We start from the raw sequence: 20637 nt of genomic DNA, 5'->3' as shown, positions 1-20637 counted from the left end.
AGCGCAAGAAGGGCGCATCCGGTCCGCGGGAAGGACAGAAGTCCACCTTGGTTTCAGACAATTCGTTCAGCGAACTGACTTTCTGCCCAACACATGCGGACCTGGGCATGCTGAGAGGAAGTTCGTCATGCCGGTTCGACCCCTACCACCCAATCCAAATCTTGAGCACCTGAAATATCAGGCTCGTGACCTGAAGAAGCTGCATGCTGCGCGCGATCGCGGAGCGGCTCAGCGCATGAGGGAGTTTCATCCGCAGTGCAGAGAACTGAATGATGAGGCGATTTTCGCGCGAAAGCTGAGCCTGTCAGACGCGCAGCTGACGATCGCGCGAGAGCGCGGGTTCAAGAGCTGGCCGAGGCTGAAGGAGTATGTCGACAAGCCCGAGCTTGCGGAGCGGATCAAGAAGCCGCGCCACGAGTTGATCGAGGACCCGGCGTTCCGGCATGCAGTGGATCTACTTGATGCGGGTGATGCAGAAGGACTGCGTGAACATCTAAAGAAGCATAAGAAGCTGGTGCACCAGCGTGTTGAGTTTGAGGGCTGGAACTACTTCCGGAATCCGACGCTGCTGGAGTTTGTTGCGGAGAATCCCATACGGCGCGGAACGCTGCCGAACAACATCGTTGATGTTGCGCGTGTGATTCTGGATGCGGGCCCGGATCAGGCATCGATCGATACGACACTGGCGTTGGCGGCGACGGGAAGCGTTGCGCTGGAGACGGGAGCGACGGTTCCCCTTATTGAACTTCTGTGTGAGTATGGAGCCGATCCGAATGATGCGATCAATGCCGCGGCTCTGCACGGGAGCTTGCTGGCGGTGAGGGCCCTGCTTCAACGCGGCGCGCGCATGACGCTGGCGGTAGCGGCAGCTCTGAACGATGTTGAGGGCGTTCGGCGGCTGCTAGGCTCGGCGAGCAAACACGAGCGGCATATTGCGCTGGCAATGGCGAGCCAGATTGGGTGGATTGAGGTCGTCCGCGTTCTTCTCGATGCGGGGGAGGACCCGAACCGGTATAACCCCATCGGCGGGCATTCGCATACAACGCCGCTGCACCAGGCTGCGTTGATCGGCAATGATGCGCTGGTGCGATTGCTGCTGGATCGGGGAGCAGATCCGAACACGCGGGATCTGATGTGGAACGGGACGCCGGCGGATTGGGCGAGGCACGAGCGCCACACGGAGTTGGAGGCGTTTCTGCGTGGCTTGCAGAAGGAGTCCTGAAAAGAGAAGCGACGCCGTCCGAAGGAGTTGATGGCGGCGTCGCCTTTGTCCCATTCCAGCTTAGTTGTAATAGCTGTTGGGAACGAGTCGGGAGAAGCTCAGGCTGGTTCCGACGGCCTTGAAGATCTGATCGAGGCTGAGGTTTGGGTTCTGGGCAGAAGTGCACTGGCCTTTGTTCTGGGAGGCATTCGCGTCGGAAAAGAAGTTTCCGGGAGCGGTTGCCATCTTCTGGAGAGCACTGCAGGGCGAGATGCCGGCGAGGGGACCGGACTTGTCTTGCGAGCAGCCCGCGTTGGAAGCGCCGTAGGCGATTGTGTACACCGTGGTGCCCTGCGAAGATGCAAACCTCGCAGCGTCGATGGCCTGCTGACATTGATTCGAGCTCGATGGATAATCGACTGAGAGTGCCGGGGTGCCTGTCCCGGCCTTCTGGACGGTTCCAGTGACGTTGATCTTTGTGCTCTGCGCATCGCCGTCACTGAGAATGACGAGGGCGTTCTGCGAACCTGGGTTGGCGGCTTGAGCGGCCATCAGCGAAGATTGCGCCGCGTAGATAGCTCCGGCGTAGTAGGTGCCGTCGCCGCCGGGAGCCTGGAGGCCTTTGCAGTTGGAAGCGGTGGAAGCACCCGATGCGATTCCAAGCGATGAAGAGGTGTTCAACGCGCCGTTCTGCTTTCCGGTGGAGCTCCAGTCAGAGAGATAGCTGGTCACCTGGTAGGTTGCGCTGGTGCCTGAAGGAGCCGACCACGTTGCGCCACGGACCGGTGTGTAGTAGCTGGGTATGGCTGGATTCCCGGTGGGGCAGGACGTGTCTTTGCTGGCCTGATTGGCCTGAATGTTTGGGAAAGTGAAAAGGCTGACCGCGTCAAATGCTTTGCCGCCGGAGCAGTCTTTGCCGGAGCCGTTGCTGGAACAGGGAGAAAGAGATTTCAGCAACGTCTGGACACCCTGGAGCGCGCAGTGAATGCGCGTGTCGCCACAGGCAGCATCGTTGTCCTGCGTATTCATGGACGCGGTGGTGTCGATGACGACGGCGACATTGTATTGAGAAGCGCTGGCGCCGCGCGCTGCGGCCGTTGAGACAGCGGTGAGCGAGACGGATTTTGCGCCCTGAACGCCGAAGATGGCGAAGCCTCTCATGAAGAATGTTGGAATGACGACCGATTGAGTGACTCGCACGACGTTGTACCCCGTGGGAGAACTGGAGCAGAGGATGCCGAGGTTGGCAACGCTGGTCGAGCAGTTGAGGTCGGTCGCGATTGTGGTGTTCGGCAGATTCTGGTTAACATTGGCGCCGTTTGAGGCCGATCCATAGCTGCCGGCAGCGGCCTTGACGGAAGCCACCGTGGCGGTGGACTGAGAGAGCGCATAGCCGGCGGCCATGGCGGCGGCGTCGGTGGATGCCTGGAGTTCGCGATAGCACGCGTATGCATGACCGAGATCGACCGTGATACCGGCTGCTCCGATGAAGAGGCACAGAAGGAACGCCATCCAGGGAAGGACCTGTCCCTTCTGATCGGCAAAGAAGCGTGAGTGGAGCGGGGGGAGGGTGAGTTTCATTGGATTGCCTCGCTGAGCTGGGTTTGCAAGCTCAAATTTCCGAAGCTCTTGCCGTAGATCGATACCGAAACTGGATAGGTTGCGGTGATCTGGGCGGAACCGGTTGCAACCATGTTGGGAGTGTTAGGGCATGATGTGACGCCGGATCCGATCGCAACGCCATTGAGCACGTAGCTGATGGTCATGTTGGATCTGGAAAGTGTAGGTGCAGCGGCATAGATGGCATCCGTTGCCTTTTGGCAGGGATCGGTGTCGCCACGCTCGACGGCGAGGACCCGGCCCCCGGCGCTTACGGCTTCTGCGAGAGCCAGCTTCTGGTGAAGCGCTACCGAGAAGGAGAAAATGCCGGTCATTACGAGAAGGATGATGGGCATCGCAACTGCCGTTTCAGCGATCGCGCTGCCGCGGTCGTTGGCGGTGAGCGCTTTCTGAAGGCGATGGCAGATGGAGCGAATGTCGAGTGTCGGATTCTCAGATCTGGGGAAAGAAAGCAAGCTGATCATAAGTAGCCTCGTTCCGATTCAAGCCAGTGAACCGCAGACTTGAAAACCGGGAGAAATTGCACCTTCACTGCGGCTAGTGCGTAGGACCTTTTTAAGCGGAGGCCGGAATCGGAACAATACAACGCATGTGTCCGGGAATGAGCTATCTGTACTCACAAGAGGTGCTTGGTTCGAGGGGTTGCGCGGTTACCGGGGAGGTATACAGGCCCTATCGTGGGCGATATTTTGCCGATCCGCGTGTGATTTATGTCACATCGCACCCGGATAGCAGGTGAGAAGAAGTGCACAGAAGCCCGCAACTGAAGCGCATTGGAGCGGTTTATTTACACGGTTGCAGAAATCGTTTGAAGCTTTGCGGGATCGGAGCGCGACAACGCTGTGGCTGGTTACTAGTTGCGCGAGGAATCGTCGCTGCAGGGCAGGCAAATAGCGGCAGTTGTTCCCTTCCCAGGATTGCTAGAGAGAGTGATTGTGCCGCCTGCCTTCTCGATTGCGGCTTTGCAGATGGCCAGGCCCAGGCCGGTGCCACCTGTAGTGCGGGCGCGAGACGGGTCGGCGCGGTAGAAGCGCTCGAACACGTGAGGAAGATCGGCAGGATCGATGCCTTCGCCGAAATCGCGAATGGTGAGTTGCGCGAAGTTACCCTGAATCGCCAGATGGATCTCAACCTGAGTTTGGGGTGGGCTGTGCTGGATGGCATTGAGGAGAAGGTTGCTGAGAACAAGGGAGCAATCGTCAGGAGTAAGCGGGACGGTGCAGGGGCCTGTCGGCATGGTGCAAAGCACAAGGCTGACCTGCCGGACTGCGGCAGCGGTCTCGAGATCAGAGAGGGTGCGGGCGATGCACTGATTGAGTTCTGCAGAACTGGGTGCGAGGGGCGGTTGAGATGCTGTGGCGGTGTTCTCGAAGCGCGCAAGGATGAGCATTTTGGCGACGAGTTCTTCTATGCGTTCGGTGTCGGCGAGGGCGCGCTGGTTTCCGGCCTGGTATTCCTCTGAAGTGCGCGGTTTCATCCCGGTGAGTTGCAGAGATGACTTGACGACGGCCACGGCGGTTTTGAGTTCATGCGCGGCATCGGAGATGAAGGTGCGCTGCTGCTTGAACGAGCGCTCGAGCCGCTGAAGGACGGTCTCGAGGGTGTGTGTGAGCGGGGCAAGCTCGGAGGTTTCGCGCGCCGAGGCCGGCGGATCGAAGCTCCAGGAATCTGCAGAGACTCTGGCGGCGAGATCGGCGAGTTCCCGCAACGGAGCAAGGCCCCGGTGCAGGACCCACGCGATCAGCGGGCCTGTGGTAAGGACGAGCACGAGCATGCCGATGGCATAGAACTCTACGGCTCCGTAGATTGAACGCCACACGTGGTCTGTGGGTGAGCCGTAGAGGATGGTGACGAAGCGGAGGTGGCCGCCTCCCTTTTCCCCGGGGTCGACGATGCGGGTTCCGGCAAGACGCAGGAGGCGGTAGCGGTGCGGTCCTATCTCGGAATGGAAGAATCCGTTGGCGCCCGGCGAATGGATCTGAGCACTGCCCAACCAGTTGGATGAGCGTCCAAGAAGGTGCCCGCGGCCGTCCCAGACCTCGTAGACGTCTTCCGAGGGAACGTGCAGGTCGGCGAGGTCGAGCATGACGTTGTCACCGACATCTTCGGCGTCCTGCACGGCGCCGAGGACGGAGTCGGCGCGACCTCGAAGCATGACATCGAAAGAGCGGAAGTGGGTGTGGCGTTCGTATCCCCAGGCGAGCAGAATGACCAGAACCGCGGAGGCAATCTCAACGAGCAGAACGGCAGTGATGAGGCGCGAGGCGATGCTGGAGCGGCGTTTCATGACGAGGGCTCTGGGGACAGACGATAGCCGCGGCCGCGGAGGGTTTCGATGACCGTGTCCGGATTGCGAACTGCGGCATCGAGTTTTCTGCGCAGATTGGAGACGTGAGCCTCAATGACGTTGGAGTGATGCTCCCAGTTGTAGTCGTAGAGGTGTTCGAGCAGTTCCTGCTTGCTGACGACTTTGCGCGGATGATGAAGCAGGTATTCAAGGATGTGGTACTCGGTGGGCGATAGGTCAACGAGTACGCCTGCGCGATGAACGGTTTGCTCGAGAGAGTTCAACTCAACGTCGAGAGCCCTGAGCGTGGGATGGGCCGCGCCCTTGCCGCGGCGGATGAGGACCTTGGCGCGAGCAATGAGTTCTCCCAGATCGAAGGGTTTGGCAAGGTAGTCATCTGCTCCGGCGTTGAGGAGCTGGATGATGGTGTCTTTGCCTTCTTTGGCGGTGAGGATGAGTACGGGGGTGGAGTCCCGGCGCGCGCGCATCCGGCGCAGGAGGCCATGGCCGTCCAATTTGGGAAGCATGAGATCGAGGATGACGAGGTCGTAACAAAGCTGACGAGCGGCATCGTCGCCGGCTTCGCCATCGGCAGCCCAATCGACAGCGAAACCGGGGCCGTCGCGGAGGGCGGAGGAGAGATTGTCGGCGAGACGAACTTCGTCTTCGACGAGCAGCACGCGCATGGCAGAACTCTCCACGGATGGATTATGTACGCATCAAGATTAAATGGGGCTGAAGCGAAGGGGGCAAACGGGTTGCGGTGTTCGATCCGAAGCAAGTTGTAGTAAAACGGTTCGCTGAGCGAGTTGCGGGCAGGAAAGGCGGGCTGAACGATGTTGACGCGGAGAGATGTTGCGGTTGCGCTGTTTTCGGTTGCGTGCACGGTGGGAGGGCTGGCTGTGGCGGATGAGCTGCCCATGCTGGGTCCAGCAGCGTTCGATCGGGAGTCGATTCCGGCGAAGGAGACGGCGGTGGGGTCGGTGCGATCGTTCTTCACGATGAGGACACCCACGCTGGAACAGCTTGAGGTGCACGAGACGACCCTGAATCCGGGGAAGATGCCGCATCCACCGCACAAGCACCCGAATGAGGAGATGCTTGTGATCCGCCAGGGTACTTTAGAAGCGCTGGTGAAGGGCGAGTGGAAGCGGGTTGGGCCGGGATCGGTGATCTTCAACGCTTCAAATCAACTGCACGGCCTGAGGAACGTGGGAAGCGAGCCAGCGGTATACACGGTGATCAACTTCAAGACCGACAAGACACCAGCAGAGTGACTGAGGAGATCGTGATGGGACAGAGGTCGAAGTGGGTAATGGCAGGAGTTGTAGCTGGTGCGCTGTGTGTGCCGGGGCAACGTGCCGGTTTGGCGCAGGAGAAAGCTGGGGCACTGGGCGTATTCGAAGCGCAGTCGGATGTAGGTGCGGTGAACCCGCCGGGAACGGCCAAGTTTGAGGCCGGGGTGTATACGGTGTCGGCAGCCGGGGCGAATATGTGGGCGCGGGAGGATGCGTTCCATTTCGTGTGGAAGAAAATGTCGGGAGACGCCGCGCTAAGTGCGGATATCACGTTTGCGGATTCGCAAAAACCGGATCCACACCGGAAGGCAGTGCTGATCTTCAGGCAGTCGCTGGATGCGAATGCGATTTACGTGGATGCGGCGCAGCATGGATCGGGGCTGATGGGTCTGCAGTATCGGACTGAGCCGAGCGCGACGACGCAAGACATCGAGTTGAGTATGGAGCGGATGCCGAAGCGGCTGAAGCTGGTGAAGCAAGGCGATGCGTTCACAATGTACCTGAGTTACGAAGGTGAGCCACTGCACAGTGTGGGAGCGACGACGAAGCTGCACTTGCAGGAGCCTTTCTACGCGGGGATCGGGGTGTGTTCGCACAACAAAGACCAGGTGGAAACGGCGAAATTCAGCAACGTGAAGTTCGAGACAGGGGGTGTGGAGGAATCGGCAAAGGCAGTTGAGGGAAGCACTCTGCAGACAGAGGGAATTGAGGAGAACTTCAGGCGGGCGCTGGTGGTGGCGACGGGGGCGGGGAGGATGGAGGCTCCGAACTGGAGCAAGGATGGGAAGACGCTGGTCTTCAATCGTGACGGAAAGATCTGGCGGATTGCGGCGGAGGGCGGCGAGGCTGCGGTGGTCAATACGGGAGAGGCGACGAAGTGCACGGGAAGCCATGGATTTTCGCCAGATGGGAAGCTGCTAGCGATCAGCTGCAGCATGCCTGGCAAACCGGAGACCCGGGTGTATGTGGTGGCGGCGAGCGGCGGCGAGCCGAAGCTGGTCACGGAAGGGGCATGGTCCTATTTTCACGGGTGGTCGCCGGACGGAAAGACAATCGCATTTACGCGACCGGATCATAAGGGCGGTGGCAACATCTTCGTGATTCCAGCGGAGGGCGGGGCGGAGAAGGCGCTCACGACGGGAAGTGGGGTCAGCGATGACCCGGATTACTCGGCAGACGGAAAATGGATCTACTTCAATTCGGACCGGGGTGGGTCGATGCAGATCTGGAAGATGCAGCCGGATGGGACGGGAGCGCAGCAGGTGACGAACGATGAATTTGCCAATTGGACGCCGCATCCCTCACCCGACGGTCAGTCAGTGCTGATTCTGAGTTATCCTCAAGGAGTGAAGGGACATCCGACGAACACGGATATTGCGCTGCGGGTACTGAATCTTGGGGATGGAAAGATTCGGACCATCGTGAACGTGATCGGTGGAGCGGGGAGCGATAACACCCCGAACTGGGCTCCGGACGGAAAACACTTTGCGTTTGTGAGTTTTGAGGGGCGCTCGAAGAACTAATCGCGGGAGGTAGGATCTCGCGCGGTCATCGGGGTTCTTACGTCACCAACAGGTGTGTCATGGCTCACCAGCTCGGAGAGGGGAGGAAGGGCACAATGAACGTTCTGCCTGTTCTCAGTTCGGGCCGGGCTACATTTGCGTTCAGTGCGCGCAGTGACCCGGCCGCCCTCACAACTTAGATTCGATCGTAGCGAGAAACAATGTACAGCCGGGCCTATAACTCGAAGTGTGAAGCCTTGGATAGAGCAGTACGGCCTCCACGAGATTCCCGAAGTCAACGTCGTTCGTTCAACCTCAGGGTTGTGCCGGAACCGCAAAGCCGATGGAGCGTCTCGGCGTCAAAGCGACTGTTCGACGTCCTGGTTTCGCTGATCGTTCTGACTTTCTTCTCTCTGCCGATGCTCGCGATTGCGGTGCTGATTTGGCTTTGCTCAGACGGGCCGGTCATTTTCGCTCAAAGTCGAATCGGACGGAGGGGACGCCCTTTCCAGATCTACAAGTTCCGCAGCATGGTGAGCGCGAAGGCCGGACCGGGACTCACAAAAGACGGGGATGGCCGCATTACGGGAATCGGATATTGGCTGCGCAAGTTCAAGCTTGATGAGCTTCCGCAGTTCTACAACGTGCTTCGCGGGGATATGAGCCTGGTGGGACCAAGGCCGAAACTGCCACAGTATGCGGAACGCTTGACAGCCCAATATCGCCCTGGGATCACGGGCGCTGCCACACTCGCCTTTCGATCAGAGGAAGAGATACTGAAGAAGGTTCATCCGGGGCAGATGGAGCACTTTTATCTCCGGCGGATCAAGCCTGTGAAGGAGCGCATCGACCTGCGTTATATGCGGCGGGCGACGCTGTGGAGCGATCTCGCCTTGATGTTTGTGACGCTACGCCTTTCACTTGTGCCGGCGCGCATTCCGGGTTCATTCCGGAACCTGGATCGCACGGGGACTCAGGAGCGTATCTCCACGGCCAGGAACGGGGCAGGCACGATCCGCGCGCTTTATGCCGAAGGAGAACAGTAGGTTCTTACTGCGGAACGGGCGGAGCGGGACTTCAGATTGAAGCTAATTCGCAATCGGTCTTTGGCGGTCTGCGGGCCTAGAGGTCACTGGAGGCTGCGCCGGTTATTCCGATGCCTGGTGTGCGTGCATCCCTGCGCGGTGCAGTAAGATTGGGGTCGGAAGGCGAGCGACAGCGGCTGAAAGCTACTCGAAATTGTCTCGTCCAGCGGCCCTGCTGTTCACGCAACATTCAGCAAACATCGGAAGGTGCAGGCCCGACTCGAGTTGGGCCGGAGGTCAGAACTGATGCGCGTTGGGCTTTTTACACGCGAGTATCCGCCGCTGGTTTATGGGGGCGCGGGGGTACATGTCGATTACCTGAGCCGGGAACTGGCGCGGGAGATTGAGGTGGAGGTGCACTGCTGGGGGCCGCAGCAGAGCGATGCGGGGAACCTGCATGTGCGCGGAGCGGAGCCGTGGGCAGAGATCTCGAACGGGACTGAGGGCAAGTTCAAGGGTGCGCTGGAGGCGTTCAGCCTGAACCTGACGCAGGTGAAGGCGCTACAGGGGATCGATGTCGCCCATACCCACACGTGGTATGTGTCGATGGCTGGCTATTTGGCTAAGAAGCTGTATGGGATTCCGTTCGTATTGACTACGCACTCACTGGAACCGCTGCGCGCATGGAAGGCGGAGCAGTTGGGCAGCGGATACGCGATGAGCTCGTGGATGGAGCGGACGGCGATTCTGGATGCGGATGCAGTGATCGCGGTTTCGCAGGGGACGAAGGCTGATATTGAACGGGCATATCCGGATGTAGATCCGAGCAGGATTCACGTCATCTATAACGGGATCGATCTGAAGGAGTACCAGAGGACTTCAGAAACAAAGGCACTGACGGACTACGGGGTGGATCCAACGGTGCCGTATGTCTTGTTTGTGGGACGGATCACGCGGCAGAAGGGCGTAACGCACCTGGTGGATGCGATCCGGTACCTGCCAAAGGAGACGCAGGTCGTACTTTGCGCGGGTGCTCCGGATACTCCGGAGATTGCGACGGAGCTGCGGGAGAAGGTGGAGGCGGCACGTAAGGACCATCCGCGAATTGTGTGGATCGAGAAGATGGTGACGAAGCAGGAGACGATCCAGCTCTACAGCAACTGCAGGGTGTTCTGTTGTCCGTCGGTGTATGAGCCGTTCGGGATTATCAATCTGGAGGCGATGGCTTGCCGGGCTCCGGTGGTGGCGAGCGCGACGGGCGGCATCAAAGAGGTGGTTGTCGAGGACGAGACTGGATACCTGGTGCCGTTCGATCAGGACCCAGTCACGAGTTTTCCGAACGATCCGGAGAAATTTGCGCGGGATCTGGCGGAGAAGATCAATGTGCTGCTTGGAGATGCGGAGAAGTGCCGGCGATTTGGCGGTGCGGGGCGGAAGCGCGTAGAGGATATTTTCAGCTGGACGGCGATCGCGCATCAGACTATCGAGTTGTACGGGCGGTTGATTGAGGAGAGGTCAGCTGGTCGGCGAGGTTGAGGGGCAGACTTTGGTTAGGTGCACGAACCGCAGATTAAGGAGCACGGACTGCAGATCCCTCCACTTCCCCTTCACTTCGTTCAGGGTTCGGTCGGGATGACAGTCGCTGTTGGGTAGTCTCAAAGCTGCGTTGATGTCTCGGGTTTGTGATTGGATTGATATGGCGATGAAGAAGCTATCGGAAGGACGCCGACGCGTCATTATTGAGGGCATTACGCCGCAGGTGGATTGCGGCCGGTTTCCTGCCAAGAGAACGGTGGGCGACCAGGTGCGGGTCGAGGCGGATGTCTTTACAGACGGCCACGATCTGGTTGCGGCTTCAGTGCTGGCGCGGCGGGAGGGATCGAAGGATTGGATTGAGATCCCGATGAAGGCTTTGGTGAACGATCGCTGGGAAGCGGCCTTCCGGGTTGGTGAGCTAGGGCGTTACGCGTTCAAAGTGCAGGGGTGGGTGGATCACTTTGAGACGTGGCGGCGGGACCTACTGAAGCGGATCAAGGCGGAGAGCGATACGAGCCTCGATTACCTAATCGGAGCAGAACTGATATCGGAGGCTGCGAAGCGGGCTGCGGGCGGGGATGGGCTGTGGCTGAGTGAACGGGCAGCAGTGCTGAAGGCGGGAAAAGACCCTGTGCAGTCAAGGACGCATGCGACAGATCCGATGCTGCACGAGCTGATGCTGCGCTATCCGGACAAGAGGTTCGTGACGGAGAGTGCAGAGCTGCCGATTGTGGTGGATCCGGTGCGAGCACGGTTCAGCTCGTGGTATGAGTTCTTTCCGCGGTCAACGGCAGAGAAGGCCGGAGTGCACGGAACGTTTGCGGATGCGGAGAAGCGGCTGTCGTATGCCGCGGAGCTGGGCTTCAATGTGGTTTACATGCCGCCGATCCATCCGATCGGGCGGTCGTTCCGCAAGGGAAAGAACAACAATCCGCAATCGCAGCCGGGAGATGATGGGAGCCCGTGGGCCATTGGAGCCGCAGAGGGCGGACACAAGGCTATTCTCGGTGACCTAGGTACGGTTGAGGATTTCAAGAGGTTTATCCGGAAGGCTGACGATCTGGGGTTGCAAGTGGCGATGGATATCGCGTTCCAGGCGGCGCCGGATCATCCATACGTGAAGGACCACGAGGCGTGGTTCAAGAAGCGGCCGGACGGAACGATTCAGTATGCTGAGAATCCGCCGAAGAAGTACCAGGACATCTATCCCTTCGACTTTGAGAGCGAAGACTGGGAGGGGATGTGGAAGGAGCTGAGAAGCGTCTTTGAATATTGGATTGGCGTGGGAGTGACGATCTTCCGTGTCGATAATCCGCACACGAAGGCTTTTCCGTTCTGGGAGTGGGCGATCACAGAGATCAAGAAGGATCGGCCTGAGGTCTTATTTTTGGCGGAGGCGTTTACGCGGCCGAAGATCATGTACCGGCTGGCGAAGCTGGGGTTCAGCCAGTCGTACACGTATTTTCCGTGGCGGAATGCGAAGTGGGAGATCCAGCAGTATTTGACGGAGTTGACGCAGACCCCGGTGCGGGAGTTCTTCAGGCCGAATCAGTGGCCGAACACGCCGGATATTTTGACGGAGTTTCTGCAGATGGGCGGGAGACCGGCGTTCGTGATCCGGCTGCTGCTCGCGGCGACGCTGGGCGCGAACTACGGAATCTATGGACCGGCGTTCGAACTGCAGGAGCATGTGCCGGTGAAGCACGGGAGTGAAGAGTACCTGAATTCGGAGAAGTACGAAGTAAGGCACTGGGATGTGAATCGGCCCGATAGTTTGAAGGATCTGATCGCGCGGGTGAATGCGGTGAGGAACGAGAATGCGGCTTTGCAGAATGACTGGTCGCTGCGGTTTCATAGCGTGGATAACGATCAGCTGATCTGCTATAGCAAGGAGTCGGACGACCGATCGAATCTTCTTGTCACAGTGGTGAATCTCGATCCGCACTATACGCAGTCGGGCTTTGTGACGCTACCGCTGGATGAGCTGGAGATTCCGCATGACCGTTCGTATGAGGCGGAGGATCTACTCTCGGGCGAGCGGTATCTGTGGCAGGGGCCGCGCAACTATGTGGAGCTGAATCCGGCGGTGCGGTCAGGACATATTTTGAAGATTCACCGGCGGATGAGGGTGGAGACGGATTTCGAGTACTTCCTTTAGTCGGTCGGGGCCAGATTGCGCGAATGAATGCAGGGGCTGAAGCCCTCCAGCAATGTAAGGCAACATCGGCACGACCGAAGTCGTGCCCTGACCCTTCATGGCTTTCTCAAGACTCGTTCCGTGACGTAGATCCTCGAAGATCATGGCGTGGCACGCAATGTTTTCTCGAAGCGGTACTTAGCACAACCCGCTGACGCCGCATCCAAACAGCTTGGAGCCCTTTGAGTGAAGAAGATTGCAAGCGCAACTGATCCGCTCTGGTATAAAGACGCGGTCATTTACGAGATCCACGTGCGTGCGTTCGCCGACTCTAATAATGATGGAATCGGGGATTTCCAGGGGTTGATGTCGAAGCTCGACTACCTGCAGGACCTTGGCGTGACGTGCCTGTGGCTACTGCCGTTCTTCCCTTCCCCTCTGCGCGACGATGGATACGACATTGCGAACTATGTGGATGTAAATCCGTCGTACGGAACTCTGAGCGACTTCAAGCAATTTCTGGACGCGGCGCATCAGCGAAACATGCAGGTGATGATCGAGCTGGTGATCAACCACACCAGCGATCAGCATCCGTGGTTCAAAGCTGCGCGACTGGCGCCCCCGGGATCGCCGCAACGCGAGATGTACGTGTGGTCGGACACCGACCAGGTGTTCAAGGATGCCCGAATCATCTTTACGGACACCGAGAAATCGAACTGGACGTGGGATGAGACGGCGAGGGCCTACTACTGGCACAGGTTCTTCTCGCATCAGCCGGACTTGAACTGGGAGAGTCCGCTGGTAATGGAAGAGGTGCTGAAGGCGATGCGCTTCTGGCTTGATATGGGAGCGGATGGAATACGACTGGACGCGATTCCCTACCTGGTGGAGCGGGACGGCACGAATTGCGAGAACCTGCCTGAGACGCACGCGATCATCAAGCAACTGCGCGCAGAGATCGACAGAGGTTACGCGAACCGGCTGATTCTGGCGGAGGCGAACCAGTGGCCGGCGGATGTGCGGCCGTATTTCGGCGATGGCGACGAGTGCCATATGGCGTTTCATTTCCCGCTGATGCCGCGCATCTACATGGCACTGCGGCAGGAGGACCGGCTGCCGATTACAGACATCATGGCGCAGACGCCGCCGATTCCGGACAGCTGCCAGTGGGGATTGTTCCTGCGCAACCATGATGAGCTGACGCTGGAGATGGTGACCGATGATGAGCGCGACTATATGTACTTCGCGTACTCGGCCGATCCGCGGATGCGCATCAATGTCGGGATCAGGCGCAGACTCGCGCCGCTGGTGGACAACAACCGGCGACGGATCGAGCTGCTGAATTCGCTGCTATTGAGTTTCCCGGGAACGCCCATCCTTTACTACGGCGATGAGATCGGGATGGGAGACAACATCTACCTGGGCGACCGGAACGGGGTACGGACGCCGATGCAGTGGACGTCGGACAGGAACGCGGGCTTCTCACGGTGCGATCCGGCGCGGCTGTACTTCCCGGTGATCATGGACCCAATCTATGGCTACCAGGTTGTGAACGTGGAGGCACAGCAGGCAGATCAATCGAGTCTGCTGCAGTGGACGCGCAACATGATTGCGCTGCGGAAGCTATTCCAAGTGTTCGGGCGCGGCAGTTTGAGTTTCCTGAACCCGACGAACCGGAAGATCCTGGCGTATCTACGCGATCTGGAGCTTGAGGACGGAACCCACCAGACCGTTTTGTGTGTCGCGAATCTGAGCCGGTTTGCGCAGCCGGTGTCGCTGGATCTTTCGGCTTATGCGGGAATGGAACCGGTAGAGATGCTGGGCTATGTGCCCTTCCCGACGATCGGCGAGTCGATGTATCACCTGACGCTGGCTCCGTATTCGTTCATCTGGCTGGAACTGCAGGCGGCAACGAACGAAGCGAGGCCTGTGCCTGAACCGCAGTTGATGCCGGTTGAAGAAGCCCACGGCGTCGAGGTGCAGGCAGTCGATTTGGTAGCAGCGGGATGGTCAGGATTACTGGCCGCGAATGGGTTGCAGCAGATTGAGGCGGCTCTGCCTGCGTGGTTGCCAAGACAACGGTGGTTCGGGGCAAAGAGCCGGAGGATACAGACGGTTCGCGTGCTGAGTTGGGGGAATCTCGCGACTACAAACGGCAAAAGAGGAAGCAGGCTGGAGCCGCACCTGATTCCGCCAGCGGTGTTTGTGGTGGAGATTGGGTACTTCGAGGGCGCAGCAGATGTGTACCAGATACCGTTGGCAATCAGCATGGGAACGCAAGCGGATGAGGTGACCACGAGCCGACCGGATAGCGTGCTGAGTTCCCTGGCGGCGGCGACAGGGATCGCGATTCTGCACGATGCATCGGCGCGCGAAGATTTTCGGCAGTGCGAGCTGGAGTTGATCGAACTGAGTGAGTCGGTACCGCTGAACCAGGTGGTGGCGTCAGGGCCAGGGGAGGCGGTGCAGGACGCCGGTGAGCTGCCGGACGCCGCGCAAGCGAAGGCGCTCAAGGCCGACTCGAGTACTGTGACTCCGCCGGCGCCTTTGCCACTGGACGTGCAGCCGGGAGAGGCCGCCACGACGGCAAGCGCGGATGCGAGCACGGCTTCGGCTAGCGGACAGACGATACAGCCCCGGGAGTCTCCCGCGGCAGATGCAGCGAGGACTGCCGGGGGTGTGCTGGCAGCACGCGCTTCGACGGCGCTTCGAGCACTGAAGCTGCCAACTGCGATGGAGTCGCGCGTAGGATCGGCGGAACAATCGAACACGTCGATCCTGTATGGAGACAAGCTGATCCTGAAGCTTTTCAGACGACTGCAGCCTGGCGAGAACCCGGATGTTGAGATCGGAAGGTTTCTGACGGAGGTTGCGCACTTTGAGCGGATCGCGCCGTTTCTTGGCGAAATGTCGATCACGTCGAGCACGGGCGAGAAGACGACTGTAGCGATGCTGCAGGGGCTTGTTGCCAACGAAGGAGATGGCTGGGCGTGGTTCTTGCATGAGCTAAGCGAGTTTTACAACAAGGTCGCCGATCAAGATTCGCTGCCCGATATCTCGGCCTCTAGTTTTGCAGGAGCGCAGAGATCGCCGGACGGGTTCAGGAAGCTGACTGCAACGGCGATAGATGCGGTAGCACTGCTGGGGCGGCGAACAGCCGAGATGCATCTTGCGCTGAGCAGCTCAAAGAGCGAGCCTGCTTTCGCGCCGGAGAAAACGACAAAGGAAGATCTGGAAATTGTTGCTCGGCAGATTGAGGCGCAGACCAAGTCGGCATTGGATGCCCTGAAAGGCAAGTTTGCGACGCTCGATGACGCTACGGCGGATTCTGCTGCCTACCTGCTGTCTCAACGAGCGAAGTTAATTGGACACAGCCGGGAGATCACGAACCTGGAGGCAGCGGGAGAGAGGATCCGGATTCATGGCGACTACCATCTCGGACAGACACTGCGCGTAAAGTCGGCCAAGGGCGAGGGAGACTCGGCTGGAGGAGATTTCGTGCTGCTGGACTTCGAAGGCGAGCCGGCGCGGACGCTTGCAGAGAGACGTCGAAAACAGTCGCCGTTGAAGGATGTAGCGGGCATGCTTCGGTCGTTTTCGTATGCAGCTTTTGCTGGATTGAAGAAGCATGCGGAAGGGCATGCGGAGACTGCGTCGGATCGCATGCATGGCTGGGCAAGGGCCTGGCAGGATGCGGCGGCGAGCGAGTTCCTGAGCGCCTACCGTGAGACAATTGCCGCAAAGCCGGAGCTACTGCCGGGAGTTGATGAGACACAGAAGCTGCTGGATGCGTATTTATTAGAGAAGGCGCTGTACGAGCTCTTGTACGAGTTGAACAACCGGCCCACGTGGCTGCACATCCCAATTACAGGTATCCTAAGTTTGCAAGGGTCGTAGTTCGGACCTGCATCTAATTGTCGTGGTTGACGATCGGCTGAAGATCGGCTCCCGCTTTGGTTAGCTCTCCGGATCAGCTCAATGGCAACAGCGAACACAATCTCGAGTGATCAGGCGACAGCGACAGCTGCCCGCGCAGACCTGGTGGTCTTTATTGCTCCAATGCCTCCAGAGCAGTTGGAAAGCATCCTGGGGAACCTTGCGTTGGAGTTTCGGGGTGAGGAACTGCTGGTGGCAACTGCGAATGACCCGGCCGGAACCGCGTACGCGGAAATCCGGGTTCTGCCGGTGCAGTCGACAAACGCGGTGTGGCCGATCGCCGCAGTCGATTTCGTCAACGCACTGCATGTTGCGAAAGAGAACGAGGCGAAGGCTGTTTTGGTGTTGGGGCCGGGTGCTGACTCGTTGAGCGCTGCGGCACTCCGCGGGATGGTGAACAGCGTGGCGGAGTCGAAGTCGGATCTGGCGGTGCCTCATTATTCGCTGCCGGTGAATGCTGGCCTGGTAAATTCCGCAATCATCTATCCGCTGACACGAGCTCTTTTCGCTTCGCGTGTACGGTATCCGCTGTCAATCGATATGGCGCTGTCGCTGCGAATGGCGGAACGGCTGGGTAGCACAGCGCAGAAGTTTGTGAATCAGAATCAACCGGACGCGATTGTCTGGCCGGTGAGCGAGGCGATGGTGGCTGGGCTGAGCATCGACGAGGTCGATGTGGGAACACGCGAACTGCCCCAGCCAGCGGAGCCAAATATCAATGCGATTTTGTCGCTGGTTACGGGTTCGCTTTTTGCGGACATTGAGGCGAAGGCGGCCTTCTGGCAAAGGCCGAGAAGGCTGCTGCCGGAGCATCGGTCCTTTTCCCCCATGCCGGCAGCGGAAGGCGCTGTCGATATTGCGCCGATGGTGGAGGCGTTCCGGCTGGCCTTCACGAATTTGCAGGAGATCTGGGGACTGGTGCTTGCACCCAATTCCCTGCTTGGCTTAAAGCGGTTGTCGGTTGTGGAGCCAGCGACGTTTCGAATGCCGGAGACGCTGTGGGCGAGAGTTGTATTCGACTTCCTGGTGGCGTACCGATTGCGCACCATCAATCGCGGACACCTGTTGGGAGCGCTGATTCCTTTGTACCTGGCGTGGGTCGCGGGACACCTGAATGTGGTGAGTTCGGGGACAGACGCGGAGGTTCATGTGGAGGCAGTGGCCGCGGCGTTCGAGTCGGAGAAGCAGTACATCGTGTCGCGCTGGCGCTGGCCGGACCGATTCAACTCGTAAGTACGCGGGCCCTTAAGCGTTCATTGTTGGGTTGTCCACGGACGCTGGTGAAGTTGGCGAAGGAGAGAGTGTGATGGAGAGATTGATCGGAATGATGCTGCAGACGGTGCAGAACTACAATCCGCCACCTCCGATTACGAACAACAGCGTGCCCCTGTGGACGCATATTTCGGATGCGCTGCAGCAATCGGTTTATCGCGTGCTTTCGCTGTTCATCGCGGTATTGCCGGGCATCCTTGCGGTGTTCGTTGCTCTGACGTTGTTCACGCTGATCGGGATGGGGCTATCGCTGCTGTTGCGGCGCGGACTTGCGCTGGTGAAGTTCGACGAGCGACTGAATCGAGGAAATCCAGAGTGGAGCCCTTCAAGTTCACCGACGATGCTGATTGCGCGAGGTGCATTCTGGGGCTGTGTTTTGCTGGGCCTGGTGATTGGGGTATCGGCGTTCGATGCTTCGTATTCAACTGGAACGCCGCTGCCGATTTCGCTGCTGCCGTATCTCACGCATCTAGTGGGAGCGATCCTGGTGATGATTGCAGGAACGGTGATTGCGCGATTCCTGGCTCGTTCGGTGTTGATCGGGGCGGTAAATGCGCAGCTGCAGTATGCGCGGTTTCTGTCGTTGGGGGTGAAGTGGCTCGTGCTGGTGCTAACCGCAGCGATGGTGCTGGATCATCTCGAGGTGGGCGGAAAGATCGTGGAGCTGGCGTTTGGGATTCTGTTTGGCGGGATTGTGCTGACGCTGGCGCTGGCGGTCGGACTGGGGTCGCGTGACCTGGTAAGCAGATCGCTGGAGGGACGCACAGAACCAAGGCCGGAGAGGGTGCCGCCGCCGGAGGTTGTGCCGAAGCCGGTGGAACCGATTCGGCATGAGACGATCAGGCACTTTTGAGAACAGCTCTAAGCTATTAGCCGTCAGCTCTCAGCAGCCTCATGGGTCGAAATGGCGATCACCTTCGCAGGTTTCATTCGTGAGAGAAGCAGGAGACCCGGTGTGTCGCTTAGAGATTTCGACTTATTCAGAACCACTCCTCAGCGGCTAAAGCCGAGGTGATGCGATTCCGGTTTGCGGCACGGCTGAAGCCGTGCCCTTTCAAAACTGTCGCTCCGTTCTAATCGGGATCGGGGAGAGAGATGATGGCGACGCATTCGGGGGGGAGTTTGACGGACTTCTCCTGAAGCGCGACGCCCTGCCGAGAGGCGAGCAGCAGATGCATCTGCGGATAGCCGGGCGTGGTTCGTTCTTCCTCTGAAAGATTACAGGCGACCACAATGGAACCGCGGCGCATGCAGAGCCACTTCTCTTCTTCGTTGAAGCTGGCGGAGGTGTTGCCTGGCTCACCGTTGTTGAGCGAAGGCGTGCAGCGGCGGAGCCGGATGAGATCGCGGTACCAGGAGAGCATCTCTGCGTGCGTGGATCTTGAGAGTTCATCCCAGTTCAGCTTTGAGCGCTGGAATGTCTCAGGCTTCTCAGGATCGGGGATGACAGCTGCATCCCAGCCAAACGAAGCGAACTCGCGCTTTCTGCCTTCGGAGACGAGGCGGGCGAGTTCTTTGTCTTCGTGATCGGCGAAGTACTGGAAAGGCGTTGACGCTGCCCACTCTTCTCCCATGAAGAGCAGCGGAGTGAAAGGCGCGAGGAGCACAAAGGCGGCGGCGATTTTTGCGCGATTGACTCCGACCGTTTCGCAGAGACGGTCACCGATGGCTCGATTGCCGACCTGATCATGATTCTGGATGAAGCCGATGAAGCGATGCTGAGAAAGATTACCGACGGGACGGCCGTGATGGCGATTGCGATATTGCGAGTACATGCCGTCGTAGACGAAAGTTTCCTTGAGGGTCTTGGCAAGATATTCGAGCGAGTTGAAGTCGTTGTAGTAGCCACCCAGATCTTCTTTTACGAGTACGGTGAAGAGCGCGTGGTGAAAATCATCGTTCCACTGGGCGTCCATGCCGAGGCCTCCGCCGAAGCGCGGCATGACAAACTGCGGGTCGTTCAAGTCGCTTTCGACAATGAGAACCTTGCGGCGGGCAAGCATGGCGGCGAGAGTTTCAGTTTCTGCTGAGAGCTGTTCGAGAAGATGAACGGCGGAGCGATCGACAAAGGCATGTACTGCGTCCAGACGAAGTCCATCGATATGGTAATCGCGCATCCACATCAGGGCGTTGTCGCAGAAGAAGCGACGCACCTGATGCGAGCCTCCCTCCTCAAGATTGACGGCGCCGCCCCAAGGGGTCTTGTGCGCCTCAGTGAGATAGGGACCGAACTTGCCGGTGTAGTTCCCGACCGGGCCGAAGTGGTTGTAGACGACGTCGAGGAGGACGCCGAGGCCGCGCTGATGTGCAGCGTCAACGAAGCGCTTGAGGGCGTCCGGACCACCATAGGGTTCATGCACGGCAAAGAGATCTACTCCGTCGTAGCCCCAGCCGTGGTTTCCTGAAAATGAATTCACGGGCATGAGCTCGACGTGCGTGATGCCGAGGTTGGCAAGGTGATCGAGGCGCGCGATTGCGGAATCGAGTGTGCCTTCGAGGGTGAAGGTGCCGATGTGGAGTTCGTAGATGATGGCGCTGGCAATTGGCGCGGGCTGGAACTTGTGGTCGTTCCATCGATATGCGGAGTGATCGTAGACGCGAGAGAGGCCGTGGACTCCGTTTGGCTGCCACAACGAACGCGGATCGGGATAGGGCTTAGGATCGTCGTCGATCAGGTAGCCGTAGTCATCGCCGGGGACTGCAGAGTCAACCCTGGCGCGCCACCAACCCTGGCTGTCAGGGCCATTCAGGGAGTAGGTGTTGCCGTTGACCTGAACGGACAGGGATTTCGCGAGCGGCGCCCAAACTTCGAAGCGTTGCATT

General features: G+C 59.0%; 14 protein-coding genes. 9 read left to right on the top strand and 5 right to left on the bottom strand.

Annotation, left to right across the window (positions count from 1 at the left end; translation table 11 throughout):
- Nucleotides 1-127: 127 nt before the first annotated feature.
- On the top strand, nucleotides 128-1222 hold the full coding sequence (locus DHV10_RS17445; RefSeq protein ID WP_109487646.1) for an ankyrin repeat domain-containing protein: 1095 nt from the start codon (nucleotides 128-130) through the stop codon (nucleotides 1220-1222).
- A gap of 60 nt (nucleotides 1223-1282) precedes the next feature.
- Here DHV10_RS17445 and DHV10_RS17440 read toward each other — a convergent pair whose 3' ends face one another.
- The 4 genes from DHV10_RS17440 to DHV10_RS17425 form a co-directional block, all read right to left on the bottom strand.
- On the bottom strand, nucleotides 1283-2782 hold the full coding sequence (locus DHV10_RS17440; RefSeq protein ID WP_109487645.1) for a vWA domain-containing protein: 1500 nt from the start codon (nucleotides 2780-2782) through the stop codon (nucleotides 1283-1285).
- On the bottom strand, nucleotides 2779-3285 hold the full coding sequence (locus tag DHV10_RS17435) for a TadE/TadG family type IV pilus assembly protein (protein WP_109487644.1): 507 nt from the start codon (nucleotides 3283-3285) through the stop codon (nucleotides 2779-2781). The genes DHV10_RS17440 and DHV10_RS17435 overlap by 4 nt, the downstream gene beginning before the upstream one ends.
- A 389-nt stretch (nucleotides 3286-3674) precedes the next feature.
- Nucleotides 3675-5108 carry a sensor histidine kinase gene (locus tag DHV10_RS17430; RefSeq protein WP_109487643.1) on the bottom strand — a complete coding sequence of 478 codons (1434 nt, stop codon included), beginning with the start codon at nucleotides 5106-5108 and terminating at the stop codon, nucleotides 3675-3677.
- Nucleotides 5105-5794 carry a response regulator transcription factor gene (locus DHV10_RS17425; protein WP_109487642.1) on the bottom strand — a complete coding sequence of 230 codons (690 nt, stop codon included), beginning with the start codon at nucleotides 5792-5794 and terminating at the stop codon, nucleotides 5105-5107. The genes DHV10_RS17430 and DHV10_RS17425 overlap by 4 nt, the downstream gene beginning before the upstream one ends.
- Nucleotides 5795-5944: 150 nt before the next feature.
- Between DHV10_RS17425 and DHV10_RS17420 the strand changes: the two genes are divergently transcribed.
- From DHV10_RS17420 to DHV10_RS17385, 8 genes are all read left to right on the top strand, one after another.
- On the top strand, nucleotides 5945-6385 hold the full coding sequence (locus DHV10_RS17420; protein WP_109487641.1) for a cupin domain-containing protein: 441 nt from the start codon (nucleotides 5945-5947) through the stop codon (nucleotides 6383-6385).
- Nucleotides 6386-6399: 14 nt separating this feature from the next.
- A complete protein-coding gene (locus DHV10_RS17415; protein WP_109487640.1) occupies nucleotides 6400-7929 on the top strand; it encodes a PD40 domain-containing protein in 1530 nt (509 codons plus the stop codon).
- A 302-nt stretch (nucleotides 7930-8231) separates the two neighbouring features.
- Nucleotides 8232-8954, top strand: coding sequence for a sugar transferase (locus DHV10_RS17410; protein WP_162601631.1), 723 nt, complete (start codon nucleotides 8232-8234; stop codon nucleotides 8952-8954).
- A 285-nt stretch (nucleotides 8955-9239) separates the two neighbouring features.
- Complete coding sequence (gene glgA, locus DHV10_RS17405) at nucleotides 9240-10469, top strand: glycogen synthase (protein WP_109487638.1); 1230 nt, start codon at nucleotides 9240-9242, stop codon at nucleotides 10467-10469.
- A gap of 166 nt (nucleotides 10470-10635) precedes the next feature.
- Nucleotides 10636-12627 carry an alpha-1,4-glucan--maltose-1-phosphate maltosyltransferase gene (locus DHV10_RS17400; protein WP_204101451.1) on the top strand — a complete coding sequence of 664 codons (1992 nt, stop codon included), beginning with the start codon at nucleotides 10636-10638 and terminating at the stop codon, nucleotides 12625-12627.
- A gap of 225 nt (nucleotides 12628-12852) precedes the next feature.
- Entirely contained in the window at nucleotides 12853-16503 is a 3651-nt protein-coding gene (gene treS, locus DHV10_RS17395; RefSeq protein ID WP_109487636.1) for a maltose alpha-D-glucosyltransferase, read from the top strand.
- Between the two features lie 81 nt (nucleotides 16504-16584).
- Entirely contained in the window at nucleotides 16585-17775 is a 1191-nt protein-coding gene (locus tag DHV10_RS17390; protein ID WP_109487635.1) for a hypothetical protein, read from the top strand.
- Between the two features lie 73 nt (nucleotides 17776-17848).
- Nucleotides 17849-18667: a hypothetical protein gene (locus DHV10_RS17385; RefSeq protein ID WP_239461841.1), complete on the top strand. Its 819-nt coding sequence runs from the start codon at nucleotides 17849-17851 to the stop codon at nucleotides 18665-18667.
- Nucleotides 18668-18887: 220 nt separating this feature from the next.
- Here DHV10_RS17385 and treZ read toward each other — a convergent pair whose 3' ends face one another.
- Nucleotides 18888-20636, bottom strand: coding sequence for a malto-oligosyltrehalose trehalohydrolase (treZ, locus tag DHV10_RS17380; RefSeq protein WP_109487634.1), 1749 nt, complete (start codon nucleotides 20634-20636; stop codon nucleotides 18888-18890).
- Nucleotide 20637 lies beyond the last annotated feature (1 nt).

Source organism: Occallatibacter savannae, from assembly GCF_003131205.1.
In the GTDB taxonomy this organism is placed as follows: domain Bacteria; phylum Acidobacteriota; class Terriglobia; order Terriglobales; family Acidobacteriaceae; genus Telmatobacter; species Telmatobacter savannae.
This window is presented reverse-complemented; position numbering and strand designations above follow the sequence as displayed.

What these genes read in the sequence shown, in the direction of transcription:
- DHV10_RS17390 (WP_109487635.1), top strand. Translation starts at nt 16,585, where the DNA reads ATGGCAACAGCGAACACAATCTCGAGTGATCAGGCGACAGCGACAGCT.
- DHV10_RS17425 (WP_109487642.1), bottom strand. Translation starts at nt 5,794, where the DNA reads ATGCGCGTGCTGCTCGTCGAAGACGAAGTTCGTCTCGCCGACAATCTC.
- DHV10_RS17400 (WP_204101451.1), top strand. Translation starts at nt 10,636, where the DNA reads ATGAAGAAGCTATCGGAAGGACGCCGACGCGTCATTATTGAGGGCATT.
- DHV10_RS17430 (WP_109487643.1), bottom strand. Translation starts at nt 5,108, where the DNA reads ATGAAACGCCGCTCCAGCATCGCCTCGCGCCTCATCACTGCCGTTCTG.
- DHV10_RS17435 (WP_109487644.1), bottom strand. Translation starts at nt 3,285, where the DNA reads ATGATCAGCTTGCTTTCTTTCCCCAGATCTGAGAATCCGACACTCGAC.
- DHV10_RS17445 (WP_109487646.1), top strand. Translation starts at nt 128, where the DNA reads ATGCCGGTTCGACCCCTACCACCCAATCCAAATCTTGAGCACCTGAAA.
- DHV10_RS17415 (WP_109487640.1), top strand. Translation starts at nt 6,400, where the DNA reads ATGGGACAGAGGTCGAAGTGGGTAATGGCAGGAGTTGTAGCTGGTGCG.
- DHV10_RS17385 (WP_239461841.1), top strand. Translation starts at nt 17,849, where the DNA reads ATGGAGAGATTGATCGGAATGATGCTGCAGACGGTGCAGAACTACAAT.
- treZ (WP_109487634.1), bottom strand. Translation starts at nt 20,636, where the DNA reads ATGCAACGCTTCGAAGTTTGGGCGCCGCTCGCGAAATCCCTGTCCGTT.
- DHV10_RS17440 (WP_109487645.1), bottom strand. Translation starts at nt 2,782, where the DNA reads ATGAAACTCACCCTCCCCCCGCTCCACTCACGCTTCTTTGCCGATCAG.
- glgA (WP_109487638.1), top strand. Translation starts at nt 9,240, where the DNA reads ATGCGCGTTGGGCTTTTTACACGCGAGTATCCGCCGCTGGTTTATGGG.
- DHV10_RS17420 (WP_109487641.1), top strand. Translation starts at nt 5,945, where the DNA reads ATGTTGACGCGGAGAGATGTTGCGGTTGCGCTGTTTTCGGTTGCGTGC.